Source organism: Undibacterium sp. 14-3-2, assembly GCF_016595265.1.
In the GTDB taxonomy this organism is placed as follows: domain Bacteria; phylum Pseudomonadota; class Gammaproteobacteria; order Burkholderiales; family Burkholderiaceae_D; genus Undibacterium; species Undibacterium aquatile.
Genome location: NZ_JAENGS010000002.1, coordinates 616,090 through 640,251 on the forward strand (window position 1 = coordinate 616,090; position 24,162 = coordinate 640,251).

18 protein-coding genes are annotated in these 24,162 nt (G+C 50.1%); 5 read left to right on the forward strand and 13 right to left on the reverse strand.

The window, feature by feature from the left end:
* Nucleotides 1-26: 26 nt before the first annotated feature.
* A complete protein-coding gene (locus Undi14_RS07265) occupies nucleotides 27-2,093 on the forward strand; it encodes a TonB-dependent siderophore receptor (RefSeq protein WP_234030464.1) in 2,067 nt (688 codons plus the stop codon).
* 138 nt (nucleotides 2,094-2,231) lie between these two features.
* Here Undi14_RS07265 and Undi14_RS07270 read toward each other — a convergent pair whose 3' ends face one another.
* The 6 genes from Undi14_RS07270 to Undi14_RS07295 all read right to left on the reverse strand — a co-directional run bounded on the left by Undi14_RS07270 (nucleotide 2,232) and on the right by Undi14_RS07295 (nucleotide 7,084).
* Complete coding sequence (locus Undi14_RS07270; protein WP_186897042.1) at nucleotides 2,232-2,966, reverse strand: 1-acyl-sn-glycerol-3-phosphate acyltransferase; 735 nt, start codon at nucleotides 2,964-2,966, stop codon at nucleotides 2,232-2,234.
* Between the two features lie 188 nt (nucleotides 2,967-3,154).
* Nucleotides 3,155-4,438, reverse strand: coding sequence for a dihydroorotase (locus tag Undi14_RS07275; RefSeq protein WP_200179023.1), 1,284 nt, complete (start codon nucleotides 4,436-4,438; stop codon nucleotides 3,155-3,157).
* Nucleotides 4,439-4,520: 82 nt separating this feature from the next.
* The gene (locus Undi14_RS07280) at nucleotides 4,521-5,495 is read right to left on the reverse strand and encodes an aspartate carbamoyltransferase catalytic subunit (protein ID WP_186897167.1); all 975 of its coding nucleotides are present in this window, start codon (nucleotides 5,493-5,495) and stop codon (nucleotides 4,521-4,523) included.
* Nucleotides 5,488-6,000, reverse strand: coding sequence for a bifunctional pyr operon transcriptional regulator/uracil phosphoribosyltransferase PyrR (pyrR, locus tag Undi14_RS07285; RefSeq protein WP_200179024.1), 513 nt, complete (start codon nucleotides 5,998-6,000; stop codon nucleotides 5,488-5,490). Before pyrR ends, Undi14_RS07280 begins: the two co-directional genes overlap by 8 nt.
* Nucleotides 5,997-6,404 (reverse strand): Holliday junction resolvase RuvX, encoded by a 408-nt coding sequence (gene ruvX / locus Undi14_RS07290; RefSeq protein ID WP_200179025.1) that lies wholly within the window; start codon nucleotides 6,402-6,404, stop codon nucleotides 5,997-5,999. The genes pyrR and ruvX overlap by 4 nt, the downstream gene beginning before the upstream one ends.
* The gene (locus Undi14_RS07295) at nucleotides 6,404-7,084 is read right to left on the reverse strand and encodes a YqgE/AlgH family protein (protein WP_200179027.1); all 681 of its coding nucleotides are present in this window, start codon (nucleotides 7,082-7,084) and stop codon (nucleotides 6,404-6,406) included. The genes ruvX and Undi14_RS07295 overlap by 1 nt, the downstream gene beginning before the upstream one ends.
* A gap of 85 nt (nucleotides 7,085-7,169) precedes the next feature.
* Here Undi14_RS07295 and Undi14_RS07300 point away from each other — a divergent pair, with 85 nt between their 5' ends.
* Nucleotides 7,170-8,657 carry a deoxyribodipyrimidine photo-lyase gene (locus tag Undi14_RS07300; protein WP_200179029.1) on the forward strand — a complete coding sequence of 496 codons (1,488 nt, stop codon included), beginning with the start codon at nucleotides 7,170-7,172 and terminating at the stop codon, nucleotides 8,655-8,657.
* A gap of 157 nt (nucleotides 8,658-8,814) precedes the next feature.
* On the opposite strand, the gene Undi14_RS18185 is transcribed toward Undi14_RS07300, so the two are convergent.
* The 6 genes from Undi14_RS18185 to Undi14_RS07330 all read right to left on the reverse strand — a co-directional run bounded on the left by Undi14_RS18185 (nucleotide 8,815) and on the right by Undi14_RS07330 (nucleotide 19,354).
* Nucleotides 8,815-15,150 (reverse strand): Hpt domain-containing protein, encoded by a 6,336-nt coding sequence (locus Undi14_RS18185; protein ID WP_234030465.1) that lies wholly within the window; start codon nucleotides 15,148-15,150, stop codon nucleotides 8,815-8,817.
* 90 nt (nucleotides 15,151-15,240) lie between these two features.
* Complete coding sequence (locus Undi14_RS07310) at nucleotides 15,241-17,577, reverse strand: methyl-accepting chemotaxis protein (RefSeq protein WP_200179031.1); 2,337 nt, start codon at nucleotides 17,575-17,577, stop codon at nucleotides 15,241-15,243.
* Between the two features lie 57 nt (nucleotides 17,578-17,634).
* Nucleotides 17,635-18,216, reverse strand: a complete 582-nt coding sequence (locus Undi14_RS07315; RefSeq protein WP_190479003.1) for a chemotaxis protein CheW — start codon at nucleotides 18,214-18,216, stop codon at nucleotides 17,635-17,637.
* A 54-nt stretch (nucleotides 18,217-18,270) separates the two neighbouring features.
* On the reverse strand, nucleotides 18,271-18,636 hold the full coding sequence (locus Undi14_RS07320; protein ID WP_186882842.1) for a response regulator transcription factor: 366 nt from the start codon (nucleotides 18,634-18,636) through the stop codon (nucleotides 18,271-18,273).
* A 26-nt stretch (nucleotides 18,637-18,662) separates the two neighbouring features.
* Nucleotides 18,663-19,064, reverse strand: a complete 402-nt coding sequence (locus tag Undi14_RS07325) for a PleD family two-component system response regulator (protein WP_186882841.1) — start codon at nucleotides 19,062-19,064, stop codon at nucleotides 18,663-18,665.
* A gap of 137 nt (nucleotides 19,065-19,201) precedes the next feature.
* On the reverse strand, nucleotides 19,202-19,354 hold the full coding sequence (locus Undi14_RS07330) for a rubredoxin (RefSeq protein WP_200179279.1): 153 nt from the start codon (nucleotides 19,352-19,354) through the stop codon (nucleotides 19,202-19,204).
* A gap of 175 nt (nucleotides 19,355-19,529) precedes the next feature.
* Here Undi14_RS07330 and Undi14_RS07335 point away from each other — a divergent pair, with 175 nt between their 5' ends.
* Nucleotides 19,530-20,348: a hydroxymethylpyrimidine/phosphomethylpyrimidine kinase gene (locus Undi14_RS07335; protein WP_200179033.1), complete on the forward strand. Its 819-nt coding sequence runs from the start codon at nucleotides 19,530-19,532 to the stop codon at nucleotides 20,346-20,348.
* 63 nt (nucleotides 20,349-20,411) lie between these two features.
* Nucleotides 20,412-21,692 carry a glutamate-1-semialdehyde 2,1-aminomutase gene (gene hemL / locus Undi14_RS07340; protein ID WP_200179035.1) on the forward strand — a complete coding sequence of 427 codons (1,281 nt, stop codon included), beginning with the start codon at nucleotides 20,412-20,414 and terminating at the stop codon, nucleotides 21,690-21,692.
* An 83-nt stretch (nucleotides 21,693-21,775) separates the two neighbouring features.
* Here hemL and Undi14_RS07345 read toward each other — a convergent pair whose 3' ends face one another.
* On the reverse strand, nucleotides 21,776-23,068 hold the full coding sequence (locus tag Undi14_RS07345) for an amidohydrolase family protein (RefSeq protein ID WP_200179037.1): 1,293 nt from the start codon (nucleotides 23,066-23,068) through the stop codon (nucleotides 21,776-21,778).
* A gap of 87 nt (nucleotides 23,069-23,155) precedes the next feature.
* Between Undi14_RS07345 and Undi14_RS07350 the strand changes: the two genes are divergently transcribed.
* The gene (locus Undi14_RS07350) at nucleotides 23,156-24,160 is read left to right on the forward strand and encodes a LacI family DNA-binding transcriptional regulator (RefSeq protein WP_186882837.1); all 1,005 of its coding nucleotides are present in this window, start codon (nucleotides 23,156-23,158) and stop codon (nucleotides 24,158-24,160) included.
* The last annotated feature ends 2 nt before the right edge of the window (nucleotides 24,161-24,162 follow it).

Consider the following 24,162-nt stretch of genomic DNA (forward strand, 5'->3'; position numbering starts at 1 on the left):
ACTTTTATCACAATAAGGAAACATAAATGAAATCTGTAAGGCCAATGCCACTCATCATCAGCGCCTTGTTTTACCCACTTTGCAGTTACTCAGTTCAAGCACAAACAAAGAACACAAACGAACTACCACAAGTTGAAGTAAAAGCGACATCTCAACCTGGTGCCACCGCTGTGAGCGGTGCCAGCAAAACCCCTTCCAGCTTAATCGAAACACCGCAATCAATTTCTGTTGTAAGCGTAGAAGACTTGCGGGATCGCGTCGCCAATAGCAGTAAAGAAGCGCTGGAATTTACGCCGGGTATCATCGCAGGACAAGCAGAAGGACGGCGGGATGAATTCTACATTCGCGGCTTCTATTCGCCACGCGAAACACTGTTAGATGGCATGCGCGACGACAGCCTGTACTTTCGTGATCTGGCCACTACAGATCGCTTAGAAGTCATTAAAGGTGCCACCGCAGCCTTGTACGGTCGCGGCTCTGCAGGCGGCCTGATTAATCGTATTACAAAAAAACCACAAGCAAAACAAGACCAGGAAATCTCTTTAGCTTTGGGATCCAACAAACAACGCAGAGTCAGTGTCGATGTCGGTGGTGCCTTAAATACGGAAGTCAACGCACGTTTGATTGCCGCCTACGATGCCGGCGATAACTATCGTGATGTGGTGGAGCATCGCCGTACTCTGCTGGCACCATCGCTGTCATGGAAGATCACACCGAAAACCAGCCTGCTGCTGCAAGCCGAAATACAGCGCGAAGACCATACCCCGGATCGCGGCATTCCGTCATTAAATGGGCGTGCCGTCAACGTCGATGCAAGCCGTTTCTATGGAGAAAAATTTGACTTTACCAGCACCGATAGTGATCTCGTGAAAGCGCGTCTGGAACACTCATTCACCCCACAGCTCCAGCTCGTCAACAACATCCAATACAGTCAAACCGATCTGATCGGCGCGAATACACGCAACCGACGTGTCAATCCCAACGATACCGTTTCACGTCAGGTTACTTACTTCCCGATCAAACAAAAAAACCTGATCAATCAAACCGAATTAACTTACAGCATCGCAAATCATGTGCTGCTGGCGGGCGTGGAATTGTCCCAACAAAAGCGCGATTCATTGGTCAGACAAACCGGCATTGCTTTCCCCGTCGATCTTTATCAGCCCCAACAATTACTTACTGCCCCAGACTTTAAGACTTTACCGGTTTCGCTGAGCAGTGACTTTAATGCCGACACAACGGCGATCTATGTACAAGACCAAATCATGCTGGCAAATGATTGGAATATGCTGCTAGGTGGACGCTTTGATCAGTTCAAGCAAAAGCAAACGAATCGTTTACTCAATAACGCCATCAGCGAACGCAGTGATCATTTATTCTCTCCACGTTTGGGGCTGACATATAAAATCAACCCCGAGCAATCCGCCTACTTCACCCTCAGCCGCGCGTACCAACCAGTTGGTGGAGATTTGCTATACACCGGCAGTACACCACTCAAACAAGTGGATCCATTAAAAACTGACTTACAAGAAATAGGGTTAAAACAAGAATGGCTGGATAAGCGCTTATACAGCAGCATCGCGATATTCAGAATTGAACAAAGCAATCAATTAACGGCAGACCCAACCGATCTGACAGGCTTGCGTCAATTGCAAGTTGGTCGTCAGCGAAATCAAGGCTTAGAAGTCGAACTTAAGGGGGAACTTTTTAGCGGAACACAATTTAATGCCAGCTACACCTATAACGATGCAAAAATCATTGCATCGAACGACGTACGTGTAGGTAATCGCGCTGAAATGACCCCGGCACACAATGCCAGCCTGTGGATTAATCAACGACTCGCCAGAAACTGGACATTGGGTGCAGGCCTTCTTGCACATAGCGAGCAATTCGCGCTAACCGACAACACTGTACGCCTTCCCGGTTACACTCGTCTCGATTTGGCGTTAAGTTACTTGCAACCGAAATATGACATTAGCTTAAAACTCAATAATGTCGGCAATACTCGCTATATAGAATCGGCGCAAAACAATGTACAGCTACAACCCGGCGCGCCCTTCAATATCCGCTTAGCATTGAACACACGATTTTAGAACTCATTTCATTGTTCAGTCCTGAAATAAATTGACAATCAAATGTATTGCAATGATGCCCAATGAACTTCATTGGGCATTTTATTTTTTAGTGATGTGTGTGGTCTTTCATTATTCGCCATCCTATTGACCAAACAGCTATTGCGATAGTCCTAATTCGCGCATTACCAGTTCGCGCGCTTGCAAAGCGATATCGCGGCGATGCGCACCTTCTGTCGCAATCGCTGGCAGGCGGATCACTTCAGCAGTCATGCGCGGCGCTTTTAAGATCGTGCTCATGCTTTCGGCAAACGTCATGTCACCGATGAAATCGGCTGCCGGATGAAATTTTCCTTGTGCATCGACATAGCGCAGCACGAAAGGCTGCACCGGCACTTTGGCCTCTATCGCCGCTTCAAATAAATTGGCGTGAAATGGCAGCACCGTGCCCTGCGCTGCAGTAGTCCCTTCGGGGAAAAAAGCGATCCGTTTGCCATCATGAATCTGATGCACCAGACCTTCGTAAATCCGCCGCACTTCACGCTGCTTGCCGCGCGCTAAAAAGATGGTTCCGGCTTTTTCGCATAACCAGCCGAGCACAGGCCAGGAACGGATATCTGCTTTCGCAACAAAGTGGCACGGATGCACCGTGTTGATGACGAAAATATCGAGCCAGGACACGTGATTCGAGACGATCAGCGTCCGTTCGGCAAACAGACCCTGGCTGGCATCCTTAAACACGACATCCACCGTGCAGATTGCCATCAGTTGTTTCGACCAACGCTGCACCAGCGCTTCTCTTCTGGCTGCTCCGACTAAAGGAAAGAGCACAGCGCAAGTCAGCAAACCTGCGACCAGATGGAGAAAAACGCGGAAAAAATGCCAGAAAATCATACGGACTCGCCAGATACTCCAAGGGAGTATTTATAAAAATTTTGGTTCTTCGGCACAAAGCCAAACGAGGCATGGCAAATACTATCCATACGTCCTGTTTGCTTTGTGTATAGCGCTTATTGCGAGCACACCAGCCACTGCATCACCCGGCAACAGCGGACGATGCAGGTGACGGTGTTGAATGCAGATTACAGATTGTCAAAGGCAATATGGCCATCCACCATCGTCAGCCTGACCACGCCTGGCAATTCGTAGCCCAGAAATGGCGTATGTTTGCCCTGACTTGCCAACGCAGCGGCTTCCACTTTCCAGTGTGCTGCAGGATCAAATACACACAGATCAGCCGCACTGCCAGCAATCAGTTGACCCGCAGCGATACCAGCGACCTGTGCCGCGCCACTACTGATTTTCGACAAGGCTTGCGCCAAGGTGACGGCGCCACGGCTGTCGTCTGCCCATTTCAGCGCGAGCGACAATAATAATTCGAGTCCGGTTGCGCCCGGTGATGCTTCCGCAAACGGCAACAGTTTTTCATCATCATCGACTGGCGTGTGATCAGAGCAAATCGCATCGATCGTGCCATCCAACAGCGCCGCTTTGATTGCATCACGGTCACGCTGACTGCGCAATGGCGGCGTCATGCGTGCATTTGAATCAAAGTAACCGATATCGTTATCGGTCAGATGCACATGATGTGCGCCGACATCACAAGTCAACGACAAGCCTTCGGCTTTCGCCTGACGCACCAGTTCCAGACCGGCGGCAGATGAAATCCGGCACAGATGTACTTTTGCGCCAGTGGCACGCATCAGCTCAAACAAGGTATGCAGCGCGATCGTTTCTGCCATGACAGGCACGCCGGATAAGCCCAGACGCGACGCCAGCGGGCCACTATGCGCCACGCCACCTTTGCCTATGTAGGCATCTTGCGGACGTAACCAGACCGTGTATCCGAACGTACTCGCGTATTGCAAAGCGCGTTGCAACGTATTCGTGTCGGCAATTGTTTCTTCTGCTTGCGAAAAACCGATACAGCCTGCGTCGGTCAGTGCAGACATTTCTGTCAGAGACTCGCCTTTGAGTCCCACCGTCAGCGCGCCCAGTGGATACACATGCGCTTTGTTCTGTGTACGCGCACGTTGTCGCAGCATTTCGACCAGACCCGATTCATCCAGCACCGGATCGGTATCCGGCGGACAAACCAGACTGGTGACACCACCACGCATGGCCGCCTGCAATTCCGATTCCAACGTTGCTTTGTATTCAAAGCCGGGTTCGCGCAAACGCGCACTTAAATCCACCAGCCCCGGCGCCACAACAAGCCCGCTGGCATCCACGACTTTATTGGCAACGAAATCAGCGGGTGCTGCACCAATAGCAAGAATTTTTCCGGCGGCGATAAACACATCCTGTACCGCATCAACGCCGCTCACAGGATCAATTACGCGGCCATTTTTAATTTGAATTTTCATGTTGCTTCCCTGTACGTCTCACCTAACGGATAACGCACGATCAGTTATCGCCGGGCCTGCGCCTGGCTGAATCTCACAGATATCAGGCGTCACTGCCGCTGTTACCGGCGACAATGCTCATGACGGCCATACGCACGGCAATACCGAAAGTCACCTGCGACAAAATCACTGCCTGCGGGCCGTCAGCCACCGCAGAATCGATCTCCACGCCACGGTTCATCGGCCCCGGATGCATGACGATCGCATCAGGATGCGCCAGCGCCAGCCGCTCCGGTGTCAGACCATAACTTTTGAAATATTCCTGCGCCGACGGCAGCAAGGCTCCGCTCATGCGTTCATTTTGCAGGCGCAACATGATAATCACGTCAACGCCTTTCAGGCCTTCATTCATGTCGGTAAAGACGCGCACGCCCATCTGCTCCAGACCGCCGGGCAGCAAAGTACGCGGACCGATCACGCGTACTTCCGGCACGCCCAGCGTGGTCAGCGCGTGAATGTCGGAACGTGCAACGCGGCTGTGCAACACGTCGCCAACAATCGCAACGGTCAGATTCGTAAAATCTTTTTTATAGTGGCGGATGGTGTACATGTCGAGCAAACCCTGAGTCGGATGTGCGTGACGACCATCACCCGCATTCACCACATGCACATGATGCTGTTTCGTGTCATTGAGATGTTTGGCAATCAGGAAAGGTGCGCCGGAAGTCGCATGACGTACCACAAACATATCGGCGTGCATTGCGGCCAGATTGTCGATGGTATCGAGCAAGGATTCACCTTTACTGGTACTCGATGCTGCAATATTGAGATTGATCACATCGGCCGACAGGCGTTTGGACGCAATCTCAAACGTGGTGCGGGTACGGGTGGAGTTTTCAAAGAACAGATTGAACACACTTTTACCGCGCATCAGCGGTACTTTTTTGACTTCGCGGTCGCTGACACTGACGAATGACGAGGCGGTATCGAGGATATGATTGACGATGGATTTAGGCAGACCGTCTATCGTCAGCAGATGCTGAAGTTCGCCGTGTTTATTGAGCTGTGGATTATGCATGATCGATAGAGAAACTAAGTGTGCCATCGTCTGCGCGTTGCAGATTCACAGAGACAGCGGATTCAAATGAGGCAACATGCGCAACAAAATCGGCAGCAATCGGTAATTCACGCCCACCGCGATCGACCAGCGCCGCCAGCATCACTCGTGTGGGTCTGCCGTAGTCGAACAACTCGTTGATCGCTGCTCGCGTCGTTCGTCCCGTGTACAGCACGTCGTCGACCAGTATGATATGTGCGCCATCGACTTCGAATGGAATATGCGTCGGTTTGACATCAGCATGCAAACCCTTAGCTGCATAGTCATCGCGATAAAATGACACATCAATCAGACCAGGTTTATTTTTCAGGCCAAGATCATTCACCAGACGTTCGGCAATCCAGGCACCGCCAGAATAAATGCCGATGATCGCCAGATTATCATTCGCCACGGCTTGTGGTTTGATCTGCTTCAGAAGCTGCTGATACAGCGCTTCCGCATTCAGGGTGGGGAAAACATTGCTCATGGGTTCTCGTCAAAATATTGTTGCAGAATCAGGGCTGCGGCATCGTCATCTATGTGTGCACCGCGCTTGCCGTTCAGAACGGCGGAGGAATAACGTTCATCGACCAGTATCGTCGGGAGCTTGAAGCGGCCTTGCAGCTGGTTCGCAAAGCGGCGGCAACGTTGCGTCATTTCGTGCGACTCGCCATCCGGATGCAGCGGTAATCCGACCACGCATAAGACGGGTTGCCAGTTGCTGATCAGCGCAGCGACTTCGGCAAATTTGCCATCGTTAGTCGGCGCATGAATGATGTTGAGTGGCTCGGCCTGGCGCAGGAAGGTGTTGCCGACAGCAACGCCGATACGTTTCAATCCGAAATCAAAGGCAAGCACCGTACCATCAGCCCTGGCTTCGAGCGTAGTCATCAGGCATGCCCCGCTTCGGACGAGAGCATGATGGGATCAATACCAAGTAATTTGATGGCTGCATTAAAACGTTCTTCGACCGGCAGCGAAAAAATAATCTGCGGATCAGCTGCAACAGTCAGCCAGCCATTCGCGAGAATCTCTTTTTCAAGTTGCCCCGCACCCCAACCGGCATAGCCAACACTCATGACAATACGCTCCGGCCCCTCGCCAGCGGCAATTGCTTCGAGAACATCGCGCGAGGTCGTGAAGGCGATATTGTCGGTCACTTTGAGCGAAGAAGTATATTCGCCGACCGGAGAATGCAGCACAAAACCGCGATCATCCTGTACCGGGCCGCCAAACATCACAAGATGCTTACCCATAGGATGCGAATCGGGAATCACTTCCAGACGCAGATCGATGCGGTCAAATAATTCAGCCACGGTCATATCGGTCGGGCGATTAATCACCATGCCCATCGCGCCGCGCGGATTATGTTCACACAGATACACCACGCTACCGCCAAACACGGGGTCATGCATAGAAGGCATTGCAATCAGGAAATGATTTGTTAGATTTAAATCAAATTCTGGAACGGTATCGCCGCCCGCTGTTGCAACAATGTCAGAAATCGCACCGGCCGGTGCGGGAACACCGTCGGACAGTTCAGAGTGTGGGGATTTTGTTTGCTTCGCCATGCCGCCATTTTAGCATTTTTAACGTGTATTTTCGATGTGTGCTAAGGTTCCGCACCATGATTCTGACTTTCCTATTCTGATACTTATGCAAGAAAAATCTGTTTCTTTTCGGCGCGCTCTGGTCTGGTTCCGGCGTGATTTACGCTGCTTTGATCATGCCGCGTTATATCAGGCTTTACGGCATAGCAAAGAAGTTATCTGTGTTTTTATTTTTGATCAGAACATATTGAAACATGTGCCAGCCAATGACAGGCGCGTCCGTTTCATTCACGACAGCATCATTGAACTTGAACAGGAAATCAGCAAACTTGGCGGCAGCCTGCTGGTGATACACGGCGATCCTGTCACCGAAATTCCACGCCTTGCAGAACAACTGCAAGTCAACGCAGTCTTCGCCAATCACGATTATGAACCGACGGCATTACAAAGGGATACCGCGGTGAAGACCGCGCTCGGTAGGCAACAGTGTGAATTTTTAAGCTATAAAGACCAGGTGATTTTTGAGAAAAGCGAAGTTTTATCACAGGCTGGTACGCCCTTTTCCGTCTTCACCCCGTACAAAAATGCATGGCTGAAAAAAATCACTGCGGAAGGTAGTGATTTTTACGCAAAATCATATCCGGTAGAAAAATATGCAGCAAACTTCTGTCGTCTTGATGTGCCCGCCATACCGTCGCTGTCAGACATAGGTTTTGCCGCCGCGCAAACACAAGCTATTCCCCTGCAGGCCGGGATGTCCGGTGGCACACAGCTGATCCAGGACTTTCTGGCGCGGATGAAACATTATGATGTTGCCCGCGATTTTCCTGCGCTGAAGGGTCCGTCGTATTTATCAGTGCATCTGCGTTTCGGTACCGTTTCTATCAGGCATCTGGTGCGTGAAGCGATGCAACAAATCAGAACCAGCAGTAATCACGGTGCAGAAATCTGGCTAGCCGAACTGATCTGGCGCGATTTCTATTTTATGATTCTGCACCATCATCCGCATGTGACTGTGCGTTCCTTCAAACCCGATTACGATGCGATTCAATGGGAAACAGGTGAACAAGCAGATGTGCATTTTGCCGCGTGGTGCGAAGGTAATACCGGCTATCCGCTCGTTGATGCAGCGATGCGGCAACTGAACCAGACCGGTTACATGCATAACCGTTTGCGCATGGTGACCGCCTGCTTTCTGATTAAGGATCTGGGCATAGACTGGCGGCGCGGTGAATCTTATTTCGCCGAAAAACTGAATGACTTTGATTTATCGGCAAACAACGGCGGGTGGCAATGGGCCTCGTCATCCGGCTGTGACGCGCAACCGTATTTCAGAATTTTTAATCCGATAACACAATCCGAAAAGTTTGATGCCGATGGCAAATTCATTGCGCGCTATTTACCGCAACTAGCCAGGCTGGATAAGCGCTCGATACACGCGCCCTGGAAAGCGGCTCCCCTGCTATTACAGCAAGCGGGCGTCAGTCTGGGGAAGGATTATCCTTATCCCATCGTCGAACATGACCTCGCGCGAAAGAAAACCCTTGAGCGTTATGCTGTGGTCAAAAAGGCGGAAAAGCTATCAACGGATTGAAGAGCCTCAAGCAGCGACAAACCGTCGATAAGATTAATGAGAGCGGCACAACGCTCAAACCATAGTCAATTCAGCGTCGAACATAAAACAGTACGCAATTAACATAAAAAAGCAGAGATAAATCTCTGCTTTTTTTATTTGCTACATCAGGAATTACTTACACTACGATTGCCTGTTCTTTGCCAACAAAACCAACAATCGCTTCAAGTAAATCGTCTTCACGGTAAGGCTTACCGAAATATTCATTCACGCCAAGTTCACGTGCGTAGTTACGATGTTTATCGGCAGTACGCGACGTAATCATGATGATAGGAATATGTGCAGTACGAGCATCACTGCGAACGTTACGCGTCAAATCGAAACCATCCATACGCGGCATTTCAATATCGACCAGCATCACGTCTGGCGTCACTGATTGCAACTGTTCCAACGCATCAATACCGTCTTTCGCTAACACGACCTGATAGCCTTCACGTGTCAGCAAACGCTGAGTAACACGGCGCACGGTCAGCGAGTCATCGACGACCATGACGATATGCTGTGTCCGCAAGCCCTGAACCGGTTCGGCATTCACCTGCGCCGTGGTGTTTTCGTGATGCAAATCAGCGACGGCACCTAAATCAGAAACTGCCTCAGAACCAGATTGCGGCAAACGAGCATGTTCATGTTCAGCACGCTGCGCTAAAGGAACTGGATTCAGAATCAAAACGACTTCACCGGAACCCAGCACAGTCGCACCGGCAATACCCACCATACGCGCCAGTTGCGGGCCAATATTTTTAACAACGACCTCACGATTACCGACGATATCATCGACGTGGATCGCCACGCGATCAGTACCGCTCTTCATAATCAGCAACGGTGTGTATTGCTGGGTCACAGGCACTGCGTCACGCTGGCCTAACAGAGCAGACAGATAATGCATCGCAACACGTTGGCCCTGCCACATCAAAGCACCGTCATTGTATGCATTGGCCAGCGCATTCGACTTCAGATGCTGAACCTGTTCAACCAGAACCGACGGTACCGCGTAAGTACGTCCACCGGAACTCAGCAACACGACCTGTGTCACAGCAAGCGTGAGCGGCAGGCGAATAGTAAATTCAGCGCCCTTACCTTCTACCGTAGAAACTTCAACACGACCACCTAGTGATGCTGCCTCAGAACGGACGACGTCCATACCGACACCACGTCCGGCCAGCTCAGTTACTTCATTCGCCGTTGAGAATCCAGGTTCAAAAATAAGGCTGGCAGTTTCAGCATCGCCCGGTGTTTCATCTGTACCGATCAGACCAACGCTGAGTGCTTTCTGACGGATGTTTTGCAAATCCAGCCCTTGTCCATCATCGTTGAAACGAATAACAACTTCGTTACCTTCCTGACGAATCTCGATCAATAACTCACCGGTTTCTTGTTTGCCATTTAGACGGCGCACGTCACGTGTTTCGATACCATGCACAATCGCATTCCGCAACAGATGCTCAAACGGCCCGACCATTTTTTCCAGAACGCCACGATCCATTTCAACGCCGGAACCACGGATATCCAGATTGACCCGCTTGTCGACTTCTTTCGAGGTCTGACGGGTAACGCGATACAGACGCTCAGAAACGCTCGCAAACGGAATCATACGCACGCGCATCAGATCCTGTTGCAACTCACGTGTCAGGCGCGCCTGCACATGCAAATTACCGGAAGCGCCATCTATCGTTCGCGTCAGATTCGTCTGCACTGTTGCCACGTCGCTCACGCTTTCCGCCATCATGCGGGTCAGCTCTTGCAAACGAGTAAAACGGTCAAACTCCAGTGGATCAAATTCACGATCACCAGACAGCGCCATACGCGATGTGATCTGCGTTTCAGCCTGAATCTCTACTTCACGCAACTGATCACGCAAACGACTGACGTTGGCGGTCAGTTCGCCTAATGACGAGCGCAAAGTGCTGACTTCATTCTCTAAACGTGAGCGTGAAATAGACACTTCACCGGCCTGATTGACCAAGCGATCCAGTACGTCGGCTCGTACACGCACCAGAGGCACCGGCGCACCTGCAGTTGCAGGCGCACTGACAGGAGCATGCGGAATTGCAGTCGTTCTGACCGCAGACTGACTATCAGTAATCGGCATCAAAGGTGTCAGGCTGACCATTTCACGCGGCGCTTCGACGCTCTCCGCAGGAGCGATACCAGCCTCACTCGCGACCAACGCTTCCTGGAACTGATCCAGTTCTTGCGCGGCAGTTAATGGCTCAGGCAACAATGGCTCAACGTGAGCCTCAGGGTTTTGCAAACGATCAAACAACTGCATGCTGTAATCATGGCGAGCCATTAAATCATCCATCAACGGCGCACGTACTGCGCCACTGGTGTGCATCAGACTTTCAATACGCGTTTCCATGTCATGGATGTGCTGCCCTAAGCCCATCGCACCTGCCATCCGCGCACTACCTTTAATCGTATGCATCAGACGTGCAATCGACTGCGGTATTGCCGTGTCATCAGGCTGTGCCTGCCAGCTACGCAATAACTGACCGACCATCGGCAATAAGTCATTTCCTTCTTCAAGGAAGACCGGCAACAAATCAAGATCGAGGTCATCTTTGACCTGTGTTGTTTGTTGCGGAGTGCTTTCCGGCAATGCAACGTTCAGTTGCTGCACGACAGTCTCATCCGCCAGATTCAGTGTGCCAGATTCTTCAGTAGGTGTTTCCGCCAGGCTATCACCAGACAACTCTTCAATGACCGCCGTTCCTGACAAGTCTGCCGGATTCAGTTTTTCATTCGTTGAGGTGATGAACTCCTCATCTGCACCGGAACTCGAACGTGCGATCACGTCTTGCAATAACTGATCTAACTGTCTGACATCATCAGGGGCAAAGTCGGCCATTTCAGACAATGCAAATTTTTGCAGCATCCGTTTTGCAGACTCCAAAGCATGATCCAGCATGTCGAATTCGGCAGAGGTCAAGATAACCGGATGACGCTCAAGGCGCTGTAAAACAGATTCCAGACTATGCGCCAACTCTTTCAAAGGAATCAGACCAACAGTTGCGGAACTGCCGGCAAGAGAATGACTCGCATGAATCGCATGTGTGGAAACATGACGCTCGGGTTCGTGGCGCCACTCAGATAAATCCTGAGTCAGGAAGCGAACAATTTCGTCGGTTTCTGCCATGTATATTGAGTACAGCGGCAGACTGATTTCAAGATCTCCGATACGTTTAATATTGTCATCGAGCGTCACAGTCGGCTTATTCAACTCCGGAAACTCAATGATTTTTGCGCCAGCAGGATCAGAAACTGGTTCAGCCACTGCAACCGGCTCCTCAACTATCTGTGGTACTGAGTGTTCAATATCTGCAACAGAAGAAACTTCTTCAACAGCATCCTCAGATGTCATTACAGTTGCCACGATCTGCTCTTCCACCGGACTCAGCAAATCAACAACCTCTTCAGGCTCAGTTACCGGATTTTGAACGTCCTCAGCAACCACATCGGGAGCAGAAAAACTGATTGTTTCAATCGCTTCAGTTTCAACACTTGCAGCAGTTTCAGCAGCAATAACGATGTCATCAGAAGCAGGTAAAGAATGCGCTGTCGTGACGTCATCAAGCGTCGCTGCAGTCTCAGCCAATATGTTCGCCGCACTTGGCAAATCGTCGAATGCACTGAGTTCAAACTCAGATGTCAGCGCGTCTGTAGCCGCATCCGTGGTCACATCCACTAACGGCAAGGCCTCTATCGTTTCTGCACCGCCGTCAAGAATCGCGAATGTCTCACTGTCCACAGGAAGCGAAGTTGCAATAAGGGGTTCATCAAGCATTCCGGCAACCGCTGAATCCTCCACTTCAGATACATCATGCGCGACTGGCTCTGGCAACAATTCATCTTCAGGCTCAATTACCGCAGGCTGCTCTGAAATTTCTGAGGCCGCAACTGGCAACTCGTCGGCCTCCTGATAATCGAGGCCGGCTTTGATTCGCTCCGCCGCAGCGATAATCGCAGCGCCGGTTCTTGCTGACTGGCCTGATTGCTTGAGCTCATCGACCCAGGTATTCATCTCACTCGCTGTGCGTTCGAGCAGTGCATACAGATTGTCGTCACCTCGACGCGACTCCGACAACCATAAGTTCATCACCTGCTCAATACTCCAGGCAGTTTCACCGAACACATTCAGTCCAACCATGCGGCTACTGCCCTTCAATGTATGGAAGGAGCGGCGCAGGCTGGTCAGATATTCCTGGTTGTCAACATCGGCGCGTGAACGTGGCAACGTGTCCTGCACAAAATGCAAAACTTCATCGGCCTCTGTCAGGAAAATTTCGAGCAACTCAGCATCAATTGCCTCATCACTTTGCGGCAAAACAGCAGCAACATTCGTCGCCTTCACTTCGGCTACAGCAACCGGTGAGGTGGCAGCAACGATATCCTGCAAACTCTCAGTTGAATGAGAATTTTCACCAGATCCAAGCAACTCAATCGCTGCTTTTGCGCGACCACTTGCAGCTGAGTCATCCAATAAAGTCGCCACCGAGCGTTCAGACTCCAGCGAATCTTTCAATTGCGCCTTCAGTGTTTTATCGTCAGGATTTTCAGCGAGAGACACGGCAAGACGTGCCGATTCATGCTGTTGGTTAAGTAATTCTTTTTCTGCGGTTAAAACGGAAGAGGACTCTTCGGTAGAAGTTTGTAACTGATCAGCTGAAAAAATCACATCCTCACTGACAGGCAATAACTCTTTCTGCGCCGGCGCATCGAGCAGATTTGGGCGGAAAAGACCTGCATCAGCGTCAAACACAAATTTCTTTTTCGCTGTTTCTGGCTGGGTCTGCAAAGTTTCGATGAAAAAACTGAGAGCACCAATATTTTGCGCCAGTTTTTGATGCTCAGCTTCACGATCAGATTCAGACAACTCTTTGGAGTCTGCCAACGTAGCAACTGTCTGTCTGGTCGTTTCCAAGGCTTGCATCGCCGCATCCTGATCCAGAATCGCCATCGCGCCACTGACCTGATGCAACATGTTATCGATCGAATGCAAAGATTCACTTTGCGCAGGATCACGGAAGTATTCGTCCAGTGTTTTTTCAACCTGGCGCAGGCTCGTCTGAATTTCAGAAACGAGAACCGTCATTGTCTGACGCTGCTGTGCCTCGCGCGAAATTTCTCCCATCCAGGCCGCTTGCGACTGCGGCTCATCGCCGGATACAACGGATAATAAGCGTGCCGTAATTTCATCCGCGCGCTCGGAAAAATGTGCAGGCAAACGGGTAATCTGATCCAGTGCATTTTCGACGAATAACAAGCTTGTCGCTAATTCCAGTGCCAGCTTACTGCCATCTGCCGAATGTGCGACATGTCTGGCAATACCGCTTAATTCGCGCAAAAGCTTAGATAGCGAGGGCACATTTAAACCCGTGCCTGTCTCTGCCAGATCCTTCATTTTTTGCGAAAACTTATCAGCCAGACTGGCATCGCCGTTCGCAATCCGGCCCCATAAATTTTTAACAGCGGTGAGCTGTTCTTTTGCGGTACTTAATACACCTGCCGCAATCTGGCCGTAATTTTTTTCGTTATAGTCAGTCGGTACTTTGTTATCCAGTTGATATGCACGACGAATACTAAACACGAACGCAGACGGTTTTTCAACCTGAGCCAAAAAGAATAAGGCATCTCTGAGCAGACGCTCAGGAATCGTGTTGACGCCATCGACAAGACGACGGATCTGTAAATTAATACGTCCGAAAATTTGTTTTACATATTGCTGGTCGTCGATCCCACCATCGGCGACCGCCTCAACAAATGCCCGCATGACAACCCAGAAAGCTTTCGCCTGAGAATTCGTCTGCATCTGATCGATTTCATGAATCAAGCCATGCATGTTCTCGGCTGCTTCACGTCGCTTTTGCTGATCTTTGCTAGTCAGTACCGTCAGTAGTAATTTCTCAAAACGCTGACGTAATCCACTGTAATTCGCAGATTTTCCGTTGGGCGTTACAGCGAGTTCGGGAATTCTTTCACTGACAGATAACGCTGGGAAAAACAAGTCCGCCGGATGTATCCGCTCCGCGCCCTTGAGCTCCAGCAGTGCGCGGTAGTAGGGAAACAATCTGACTGGCTGATGCGGTGCCCCGGAGAGTAAATCCTCAAGGTAACGCAATACAGCATGAAAAGCGTCGAGAATGACATCGATATTTGCCTGCGTCATTTCTAACTGACTGCTTTGCAAGCGTTCTATCAATTCCTCAATGGTTTCAGTGACGATAGAAACGCCGTCAATATCAACGATTTGCAAGGCACCATGTGCCTGATGCAAATAACTTTTCGCATGCAATAAAGTGGTGGATCTTGCGTCAACATCCTGTGCAAGCGCTTCGGTAAGCACCTTGCCAGCGTTGGTCATCGCTTCCCGCACCTCGGGCATAACCCAGGAGAGTGGTCCAGTATCAAACTGTTCCTGAGGCAGATGTGACGAATTTGAAAAATCGGATGTCATGCGCGCTCCGCAAACTCAAGAGACGATGAACCGCGGTTCATCGTCTGCAAATATGATAGGGTCGTTTTAAGCAACCCATAGACTGGAAAATCAGGCAGTTACACGGAAACGGGATACTGAGTTTTTCAATTCCTCAGCCAACAGAGACAATTGCTTAATCGACTCGGATGTTTGCTGTGTACCGTTCTGGGTCTGTTCGGTAATAGTCAGAATGTGCTGAATATTTTGTGCAACACCGTTTGCTGATGTCGCTTGCTGTTCAGTCGCCAGAGAAATACCCTGAATCAGTTCGGCAAGACGGTTCGAAACGCTGCGGATCTCAGACAAGGCGGTACCCGCTGCATCTGACAGTTTTGCTCCCTCAACCACACCCTGAGTGGATTTTTCCATCGCGGCAACCGCGTCATGCGTATCCGTTTGAATCGTACGCACCAGCGCACCAATCTGCTTGGTCGCTTCAGCCGAACGTTCCGCCAGACGCTGAACCTCTTCCGCAACCACCGAGAAGCCTCGCCCCGCTTCACCTGCAGACGCCGCCTGAATCGCCGCATTCAGCGCCAGCACGTTAGTTTGTTCAGTAATGTCGGAAATCAGTTCGGTGATCTCACCAATTTCCTGAGAAGATTCCCCCAGACGTTTAATACGTTTAGACGTTTCCTGAATTTGCTCGCGAATCTCGTTCATACCCTTGATCGCGTCTTCCACCGCATGCGCCCCCTGTTCCGCCGCCGCAACCGATTGACGCGCAACCTCAGCAGATTCATTCGCAGAGCGGGAAACGTCGGTAATATCCTGCGCCATCGTCAGAACCACCTGACCGGCATCGGAAATTTCACGTGACTGTTGTTCTGACGCTTCCAGCAAGTTATCGGAAATACCTTGCGCCTGATTTGACGCAGACGTAACTTGTTCCGCAGTCGTCGTAACCCGGCCTACCAGACCACGCAACTCTTCCACCGTGTAGTTAACCGAGTCGGCAATCGCACCAGTAATATCTTCGGAAACCGTTGCCTGAATAGTCAAGTCACCATCCGCAACTTCTTGCAACTCATTCATCAGTCGCAAAATCGCGGCCTGATTCTGATCGTTTGCAGCTTTCGCTTCTTCTTCTTGTTTTTGCGCTTGCAACATTTGCTCCGCAGCTTCCTGACGGCGTTCATTCGCTTCTTTAGCGCGATTACGGCTATCCTGCAACAGAACTAACGCAATACCAACCGCAGACGCTAACGCAACGGCAGCGGAAATCAACATCAGCCAGAAAGAAAAACTGGTGGAATCCTGCTGATCCGTATAAGTCTTTTGCAACTTAGTCAGTTTCGACTTCAGCTCTTCGTTTTCGTTAAACAATAACTGCTCAGATTGTTTGGCGGCGATGAAGTTCTGCAAGTTACCCAGAATAGTAGAAACCGAAGCCTGATATTCAGCAAACGCTTTTTTCAATTCTTCCAGTTTTTCGCGTGTATCTGCATCTTTCGTCGGTGTCAGGCGAAGAACCTCACTACCGTTAAGGAAACCTTCGACCAGATCACGGAAAGTATTCGTATCTTTACCAAGCAGAAAAGCAGTCTCTGGATTAACCCCCTCAGAAGTCAAGAATTCATTCGCACTACGACCCAGACGCTGGGTCAACATGACCAACTGACCGGAAGCAGAAATCTCACGAGCAGATCCGCCGCCTTGTACTTTCAGCGTAGAAATCTGCTCGGTCAATTCCAGCAAAACCGGAGACAACGAATTCAGCTTTTGCAGCGTCTGACCAAAACCGGTCAGTTCCTGACGACGAGCTAAAATGGTTTCAGACGCTTTATTAGAGTTCTGCCACGCTTTGATGGTTTCTTTTAAAACCGGTTCAAGAGTGGAGTCGGCAGATTTAACATCACGACCTTGATAAGTACCACCATCCAGCAGGATTTTCAGATCGTTATTAATTTCTTTACGACTGTCTTCCAGCTGTTTAAAAGCCTGAACGTTACCCTGAATCGAGTTTGGCGCAGCTTTACCAATACGCTGCGAATGCATCAGCACATCACCGGAAATCTGCACCTGAGTGGATATCAGTGTTGAGTGATTCGCATTAAGCCAGACAAAAAATGCACCCGCCACTAACGCACCAACCATGGTTGTGGACAAAATACGCATTTGCCTTTGCAATGACATTTTGCCGATGATCGGTAAATAAATGTCGCCGCCTTTTTCCAGGGCATCACCGATGAATGTTGCATCGGCGCGATTATGAGTCGTATCGAAGTCAGTATCAGCTTGCTTATGCTCGCCTTCCTGAGATGATTCTGGCGTTAACATTTTCACGTTACTGGCCTCCTCAACTTCAACCGAGCCAGCATTACCGAATGACCTTGCCGCAACTTCTGCTCCGTCAATTTCCGGATTTTCTTTTCCCTTGGACAAGAACGGTAGTTTCAATGCCATTACTGAATCTCCTAAACGATTGAATATCTGTCAGCGTTGCTTCAAGTGAAGCACTGACTATAAACCTATATGCAGAAAATCCTGATTCTGCACCAACGCAGCCAGGCTAAGTTCATGCCACACATTACCATCACGGTCACGAAACCGTCTTTGCAACCATTCCTGACTATTCCCGTCAGTCTCACCAGATGCAATCTCTTCCATCTCAGCAAGGTTACGCAAGCCCAGAACCTGCGATACCAGCAAACCACTATTGAACCCCAACGACGGTGCAAAACCGACGATGCGACAAGAATTATCGAGTTTGGTCAGTTCAAAGCCCTGAAACCGCGACAAATCAACGACACTGGTCAGGTTACCGCGGATATTTGACAATCCCACGTACCAATCCTTGGTTAACGGGACGTTGGTTAATAATGTGGCACTAACAATTTCGCCAGCTTCCCGCAGATCAAGCAAATAACGCTGCTGCCCGATAATAATCCCCAATTGACTAAGCTTGGAGAAGCCGCCACGCTGCGCAGCCTGCATACGCTCAACCAACTGCGCCTGAAACTCACGCAAGCGCGTACGTCTCACGCCACTGTCTGACTTGGTAATTTCAAGGTTGGCAGCAGAGTCACTCAAAGTCTTAGTCATGAGGCTATCCGGGTATTTCTTATAAATAGAGGCAAGCAGGCTATCTGCGGATCGTTAACTAAGAGCGGCAATTTTTGCTAACAACTCTTGTGGGTCAATCGGCTTTACCAGGTAATCCTTGGCGCCTTGACGCAAACCCCAGATACGATCTGTCTCCTGATTCTTGCTGGTACAGATAATAATTGGCACATCCTGTGTTTCCGGATCTTTGGCAATAGCACGCGTGATCTGAAAACCATTTTGCCCAGGCATCACGACATCCATCAGAATCAACTGTGGTTTATCTGCCTTAATTTTTGTCAGGGCTTCCTCGCCATTTTCAGCGGTAGATACAGAGAAGCCATTTCTAACCAAAACTTCTGTTAAAAAATAACGCTCTGTAGGAGAGTCATCTACTATTAATATTTTTTGAATAGCCATTCGCTAATTCCTCACATAAAACTGAATTATTTTTCCTGTGTATCGGACGTGTAATTCCGCACAGTTCTCAAAAGACTATCTTTTGTAAAAGGCTTGGTCAGATATTCATCAGAACCGACCATGGCGCCGCGCGCTCTGTCAAACAGTCCATCCTTGGAAGATAACATAATGACAGGTGTATCCCTGAATTTGACACTTTTCTTTATCAAAGCACAAGTTTGATAACCATCCAGCCTTGGCATCAGAATATCGCAAAAAATCAGGTCAGGATGAGAATCGTTAATCTTTGCGAGTGCGTCAAAACCATCCTCCGCCAAGACGATTGTATAACCAGCTTGTCCGAGGAATATCTCTGCCGATCGACGTATCGTGCTGCTATCGTCAATCACCATGATTTTCAAGTTTTCATTGCTTGCCAACGCTGACATAAAATCATCTTCCCGACAGAAAAATAGCAAGCTACCACTTTAACAAAAAAAATTTCGATCTGGCGTTTATTTCCCTGGAATAAACATTCCGTATCGCCAAAAAGACACACTTTTATAGTCTAAAAGACACATTCCCATCAAATTGCTGTCATTTCAAAATCTTCTTTACGAGCACCACATTCAGGACAAGTCCAGTTCATGGGTACATCATCCCATAAAGTGCCGGCAGGAATGCCATCTTCGAGGGAACCTTGTTCTTCATCATAAACCCAGCCACAAATCAGACACATCCATGTTTTATACTGTGGCTTTTCGCCAGCACTATCACTCACGACTAAAATCCTTCAATCAAGTAAAATATTAAATATCCTGCATAAAATTACAAAAGCTTGCATTCTCCTGTGTAATTTTTCTTTTTCGAACCGTCCCTGGCTCGTTAAGGTTGCCTATATTAATCTACCAAACGTGCAAAACCAAATTTCTCCCATTATTCTTAGTTTCGGCGCCTCTGACCCGGTCGGTGCAACGGGACTATTTGCAGATCTGGCATCATTTGCCGCAATGGGCTGCCACGGATTACCGGTTGTGACCGCCATACTCACCGGCGACACTTCACAGATCGACGGTATCCACCCTCTGGATGCGGATCTGATTGACGAACAGGCCAGAACCGTACTGGAAGATATGCCTGTACTCACGATTAAAGTTGGCCAGGTCGGCAGTGTGGATAACGTCACGACCATTGCCGAGATCGTCTCCGATTATCCAGAAATGCCCTTGATTCTGGATCCATTTAATACCGCCATCACGGATCACATTCCCGATGCGGAAGATCTGACTTTATCTATACGGGAATTATTAATCCCACAAGCGACCTTATTACTCATTTCAGCGGTGGAACTGTCACGCCTGGCAGAAACCTGGAAGGAAAATGCAGAACCGGAAGACTTAACAGCAGATGCCATGGCGTTAATTGATTCCGGCTGTGAATATGTTTTTGTCACCGGAACACCGTGCAACAACGGAGAAGTCGCGAATACGCTGTTCAGCGAATCTGGCGTCGTCAGAAGAGACGTCTGGCAACGCGTGCCAGGCTCTCATGCCGGAGCCGGGTCAACGCTCTCGGCTGCAATTACAGCCTTACTGGCAACGGGTCTTGAAATCCCCGAGGCAGTAATGGAAGCACAGGAATTTACCATGGCAGCCGTAAGCCACGCGCAGCAATTAGGTATGGGAAAGCTGATTCCTGACCGCTATTTCTGGGCGAGAGAACCAGAACACTGAATACACGCTGTATGGATACATCATCCAGCGGCAACATCATCCGAATCAATTACCCTTTCTATCATGACGAATAAAAACGAAACCCTGTTTGCACGCGCACAAAAAACAACTCCCGGTGGCGTCAATTCTCCAGTCAGAGCTTTTCGCTCTGTCGGCGGCACGCCGCGCTTTATCACCCGCGCTGAAGGCGCCTACTTCTGGGATGCAGAAGATCAGCGTTACATCGACTATATCGGTTCCTGGGGGCCAGCGATTGTCGGCCATGCGCACCCAGATGTGGTGCAAGCCGTTCAGGAAGCAGCTGCCCGCGGACTGAGTTTTGGCGCGCCGACAGAGGGCGAAGTGCTGATGGCGGAAGAAATCTGCAACATCGTTCCAGGGGTAGAACAAATTCGCCTGGTATCGAGTGGAACAGAAGCGACGATGAGCGCTTTGCGCCTCGCCCGCGGCGCGACTAAACGCGACAAAATTATTAAATTCGAGGGTTGCTACCACGGCCACGCCGATTCGTTGTTAGTGAAGGCTGGCAGCGGCTTGCTGACTTTCGGCAACCCGACATCGGCCGGTGTTCCGGAAGATTTCAGCAAACATACGCTGGTGCTCGACTATAACAACAGCCAGCAACTGGAAGAGGTATTTCAATCGATCGGTGACCAGATCGCCTGCATTATTGTTGAGCCAGTTGCAGGCAATATGAATCTGATCCGTGCCACCCCAGAATTCCTGCAAACCATGCGCCGCCTTTGTACTGCGCATGGCAGTGTGCTGATTTTTGACGAGGTGATGTGCGGCTTCCGCGTCGGATTACAGGGTGCGCAAGCCTTGTTCGGAATACAGGCCGATCTGGTCTGTATGGGCAAGGTCATCGGTGGCGGCTTACCGGTCGCGGCATTTGGCGGGCGCGCAGATCTCATGGCGCACATGGCACCACTCGGCGGAGTCTATCAGGCGGGGACTTTGTCAGGCAACCCGGTCGCCGTCGCGGCGGGCATGACAACATTGAAGATCATCCAACAACCTGGCTTTTACGAGCAATTAACCGCACAAACCCGCAAACTCGCGGATGGTCTGACTGCGGCAGGGAAGCAAGCAGGATTTGACTTCTGTGCCGATGCGGTCGGCGGCATGTTTGGCCTTTATTTCGCCGCGCAGATTCCCGACTCCTATGCAGCCATGATGGCGACGGACAAAGATAAATTTAACCGCTTCTTCCATCTGATGCTGGATGCTGGTGTTTATCTCGCACCATCAGCGTTTGAAGCCGGCTTCGTTTCGATCGCGCATGACGACGCGATTATTGAGACGACGATAGCAGCAGCAAAACAGGCATTTTCAAAACTGTAACTCCTAATATTTACGCGGCTGACAGAGCAAAAATAGCCTGTCAGCCGCGTGAATATTCAGAGTCCTGTTTTTTCCTTCCTTTTTTACGCGCCTTTTCCATCCCCTTGCCTTCTGAAACTCACCCGCGTTTCTCTGCCGGATAAATGCAGCAGTGCTTCCTGTTTTGGTGTTTCACTGATGATCTGGCCGCGTTTAATCACGTAGCGTCGCACCGGGCGCAAACGTAATGCCTCGATACTGCTGGCAGCATCAAGAATAACGAAATCAGCAAAGCAACCCGGCTGCAAACCATAGCCGTCCAGCCCCATGATTTTGGCGGGCGTTTTAGTCACGGCATCAAAACACTGCCGCATCGCCTGCTGACCGGTCATCTGTGCAACATGTAAGCCCATACTCGCCACTTCCAGCATGTCACCAGACCCCAGGCTATACCAGGGATCCATCACGCAATCATGCCCGAAAGCCACATCGATTCCCGCCGCCAGCATTTCCGGCACCCGCGTCATGCCGCGACGTTTCGGGTAAGTATCGTGACGGCCTTGCAAAGTAATATTGATCAAGGGATTGGCAATGGCGGCGACACCTGCTTCACGCATCAGAGGCAACAACTTACTGACGTAGTAGTTATCCATGGAATGCATTGATGTCAGATGCGATCCTGTCACCCGGTTGTACAAACCCAGACGCTGAGTATGAAAGGCCAGCGTTTCTATATGACGTGACAAGGGATCATCGGATTCGTCGCAATGCATATCAACGCGCAGACCTTTTTCTGCGGCGAACTCACATAGCAGGCGCACAGATTCAGCGCCCTCCGCCATAGTCCGCTCAAAATGTGGAATACCGCCGACCACATCCACTCCCATCGCAATCGCGCGCTTCAGATTATCGAATGCAGTCGGGCTACGTAACAAGCCATCCTGCGGAAATGCCACCAACTGCAAATCGATATACGGTGCGACCTGCCGCTTCACCTCCAGTAAAGCCTCTGCAGCCAGCAAACGATCGTCACAAATATCGACATGGGTACGTATCGCCAGCAAGCCTTTGGCGATCGCCCAGTCGCAATATTCGATTGCTCTGGCAATCAGCGCTTCCTGCGTCAGCATTGGTTTGAGTTCGCCCCATAGAGCGATTCCTTCCAACAGCGTTCCTGACTGATTCACGCGTGGCAAACCGTATGAAAGCACGGCGTCCATATGGAAATGCGCATCAACAAACGGCGTGCTGAGCAAATCCCCGTTTGCATCAATTTCAGGAATACTTATCTTCGGTAAGCGTTCCGCTATTACTTCTATCCTGCCCTGCCGCACAAGAATATCGACACCGCTGCGCCCATCAGGCAAATGAGCATTCCGGATCATCAGATCATGCATGTGAAATCCTTTCTGGATGTTTGCAAAAATTTTAACCGCTACCGTTATCCTGCGTCATAATCTCATCATCGAAAAGCAGGAATTTTTATGGCAACAATGAAGCAGGTCGCGGAAAAAGCGCGCGTATCAACGACTACCGTTTCGCATGTGATCAATAATACCCGGGTTGTCAGCGATGATGCCCGTGAACGTGTTCTCTCTGTCATCAAAGAATTACGCTACATCCCCAGCGCCGTTGCACGCAGTTTAAAAAATGACCGGACCCATACTCTCGGCATGATGATTCCGAATAATTCGAATCCCTATTTTGCCGAAGTGATCCAGGGCATAGAAGATGCGTCATTCAAACTCGGCTACAACATTATTTTGTGCAATTCTGATGATGACCCGAAAAGACAGGCAGCGTATATCCGCGTACTGATGGAAAAACGTATCGATGGCCTGATTCTGGTGCCATCAGGATCCGACGAAGAATTAACAAAATTACTGGCTGATGAAGGCATCCCGAAAGTGCTGGTTGACCGTGAAGTGGCAGGCGTTGCGGCAGATTTAATTGAAGCGGATCACGTACAGGGCGGCTATGATGCGACCCGCTATCTGATAGGATTAGGACATCGCCGGATTGCCTGCGTTGCCGGACCAGACACGCTGCTGCCGAGCGGTGGGCGGGTCACAGGTTATTTACGTGCTTTAGCCGAAGCGAAACTGGAATTCCGCACTGAATATCTGATCCATAGTGACTTTACCAGCCAGGGCGGATTTAATGCATTTAAACAGTTACTGGCCTTACCTGAAAGACCGACGGCGATTTTTGTCAGCAATGATCTGATGGCCATCGGCGGCATCTGTGCAGCAAATGAAGCTGGCGTAAAAATACCGCAACAGCTCTCTGTCATCGGCTACGACGATATTGCACTGGCCTCATTCAGCACGCCACCATTGACGACCATCGCACAACCGAAACACGATATAGGACAACTCACCGCGCAGGTTCTGGTCGCCAGAATTACGAATCCTACCCTTCCGTTACGACGGGAAATGCTAAGGTCGCAGCTGATTATCCGTCAATCGACCGCCAGACCGGAAAACTAAGA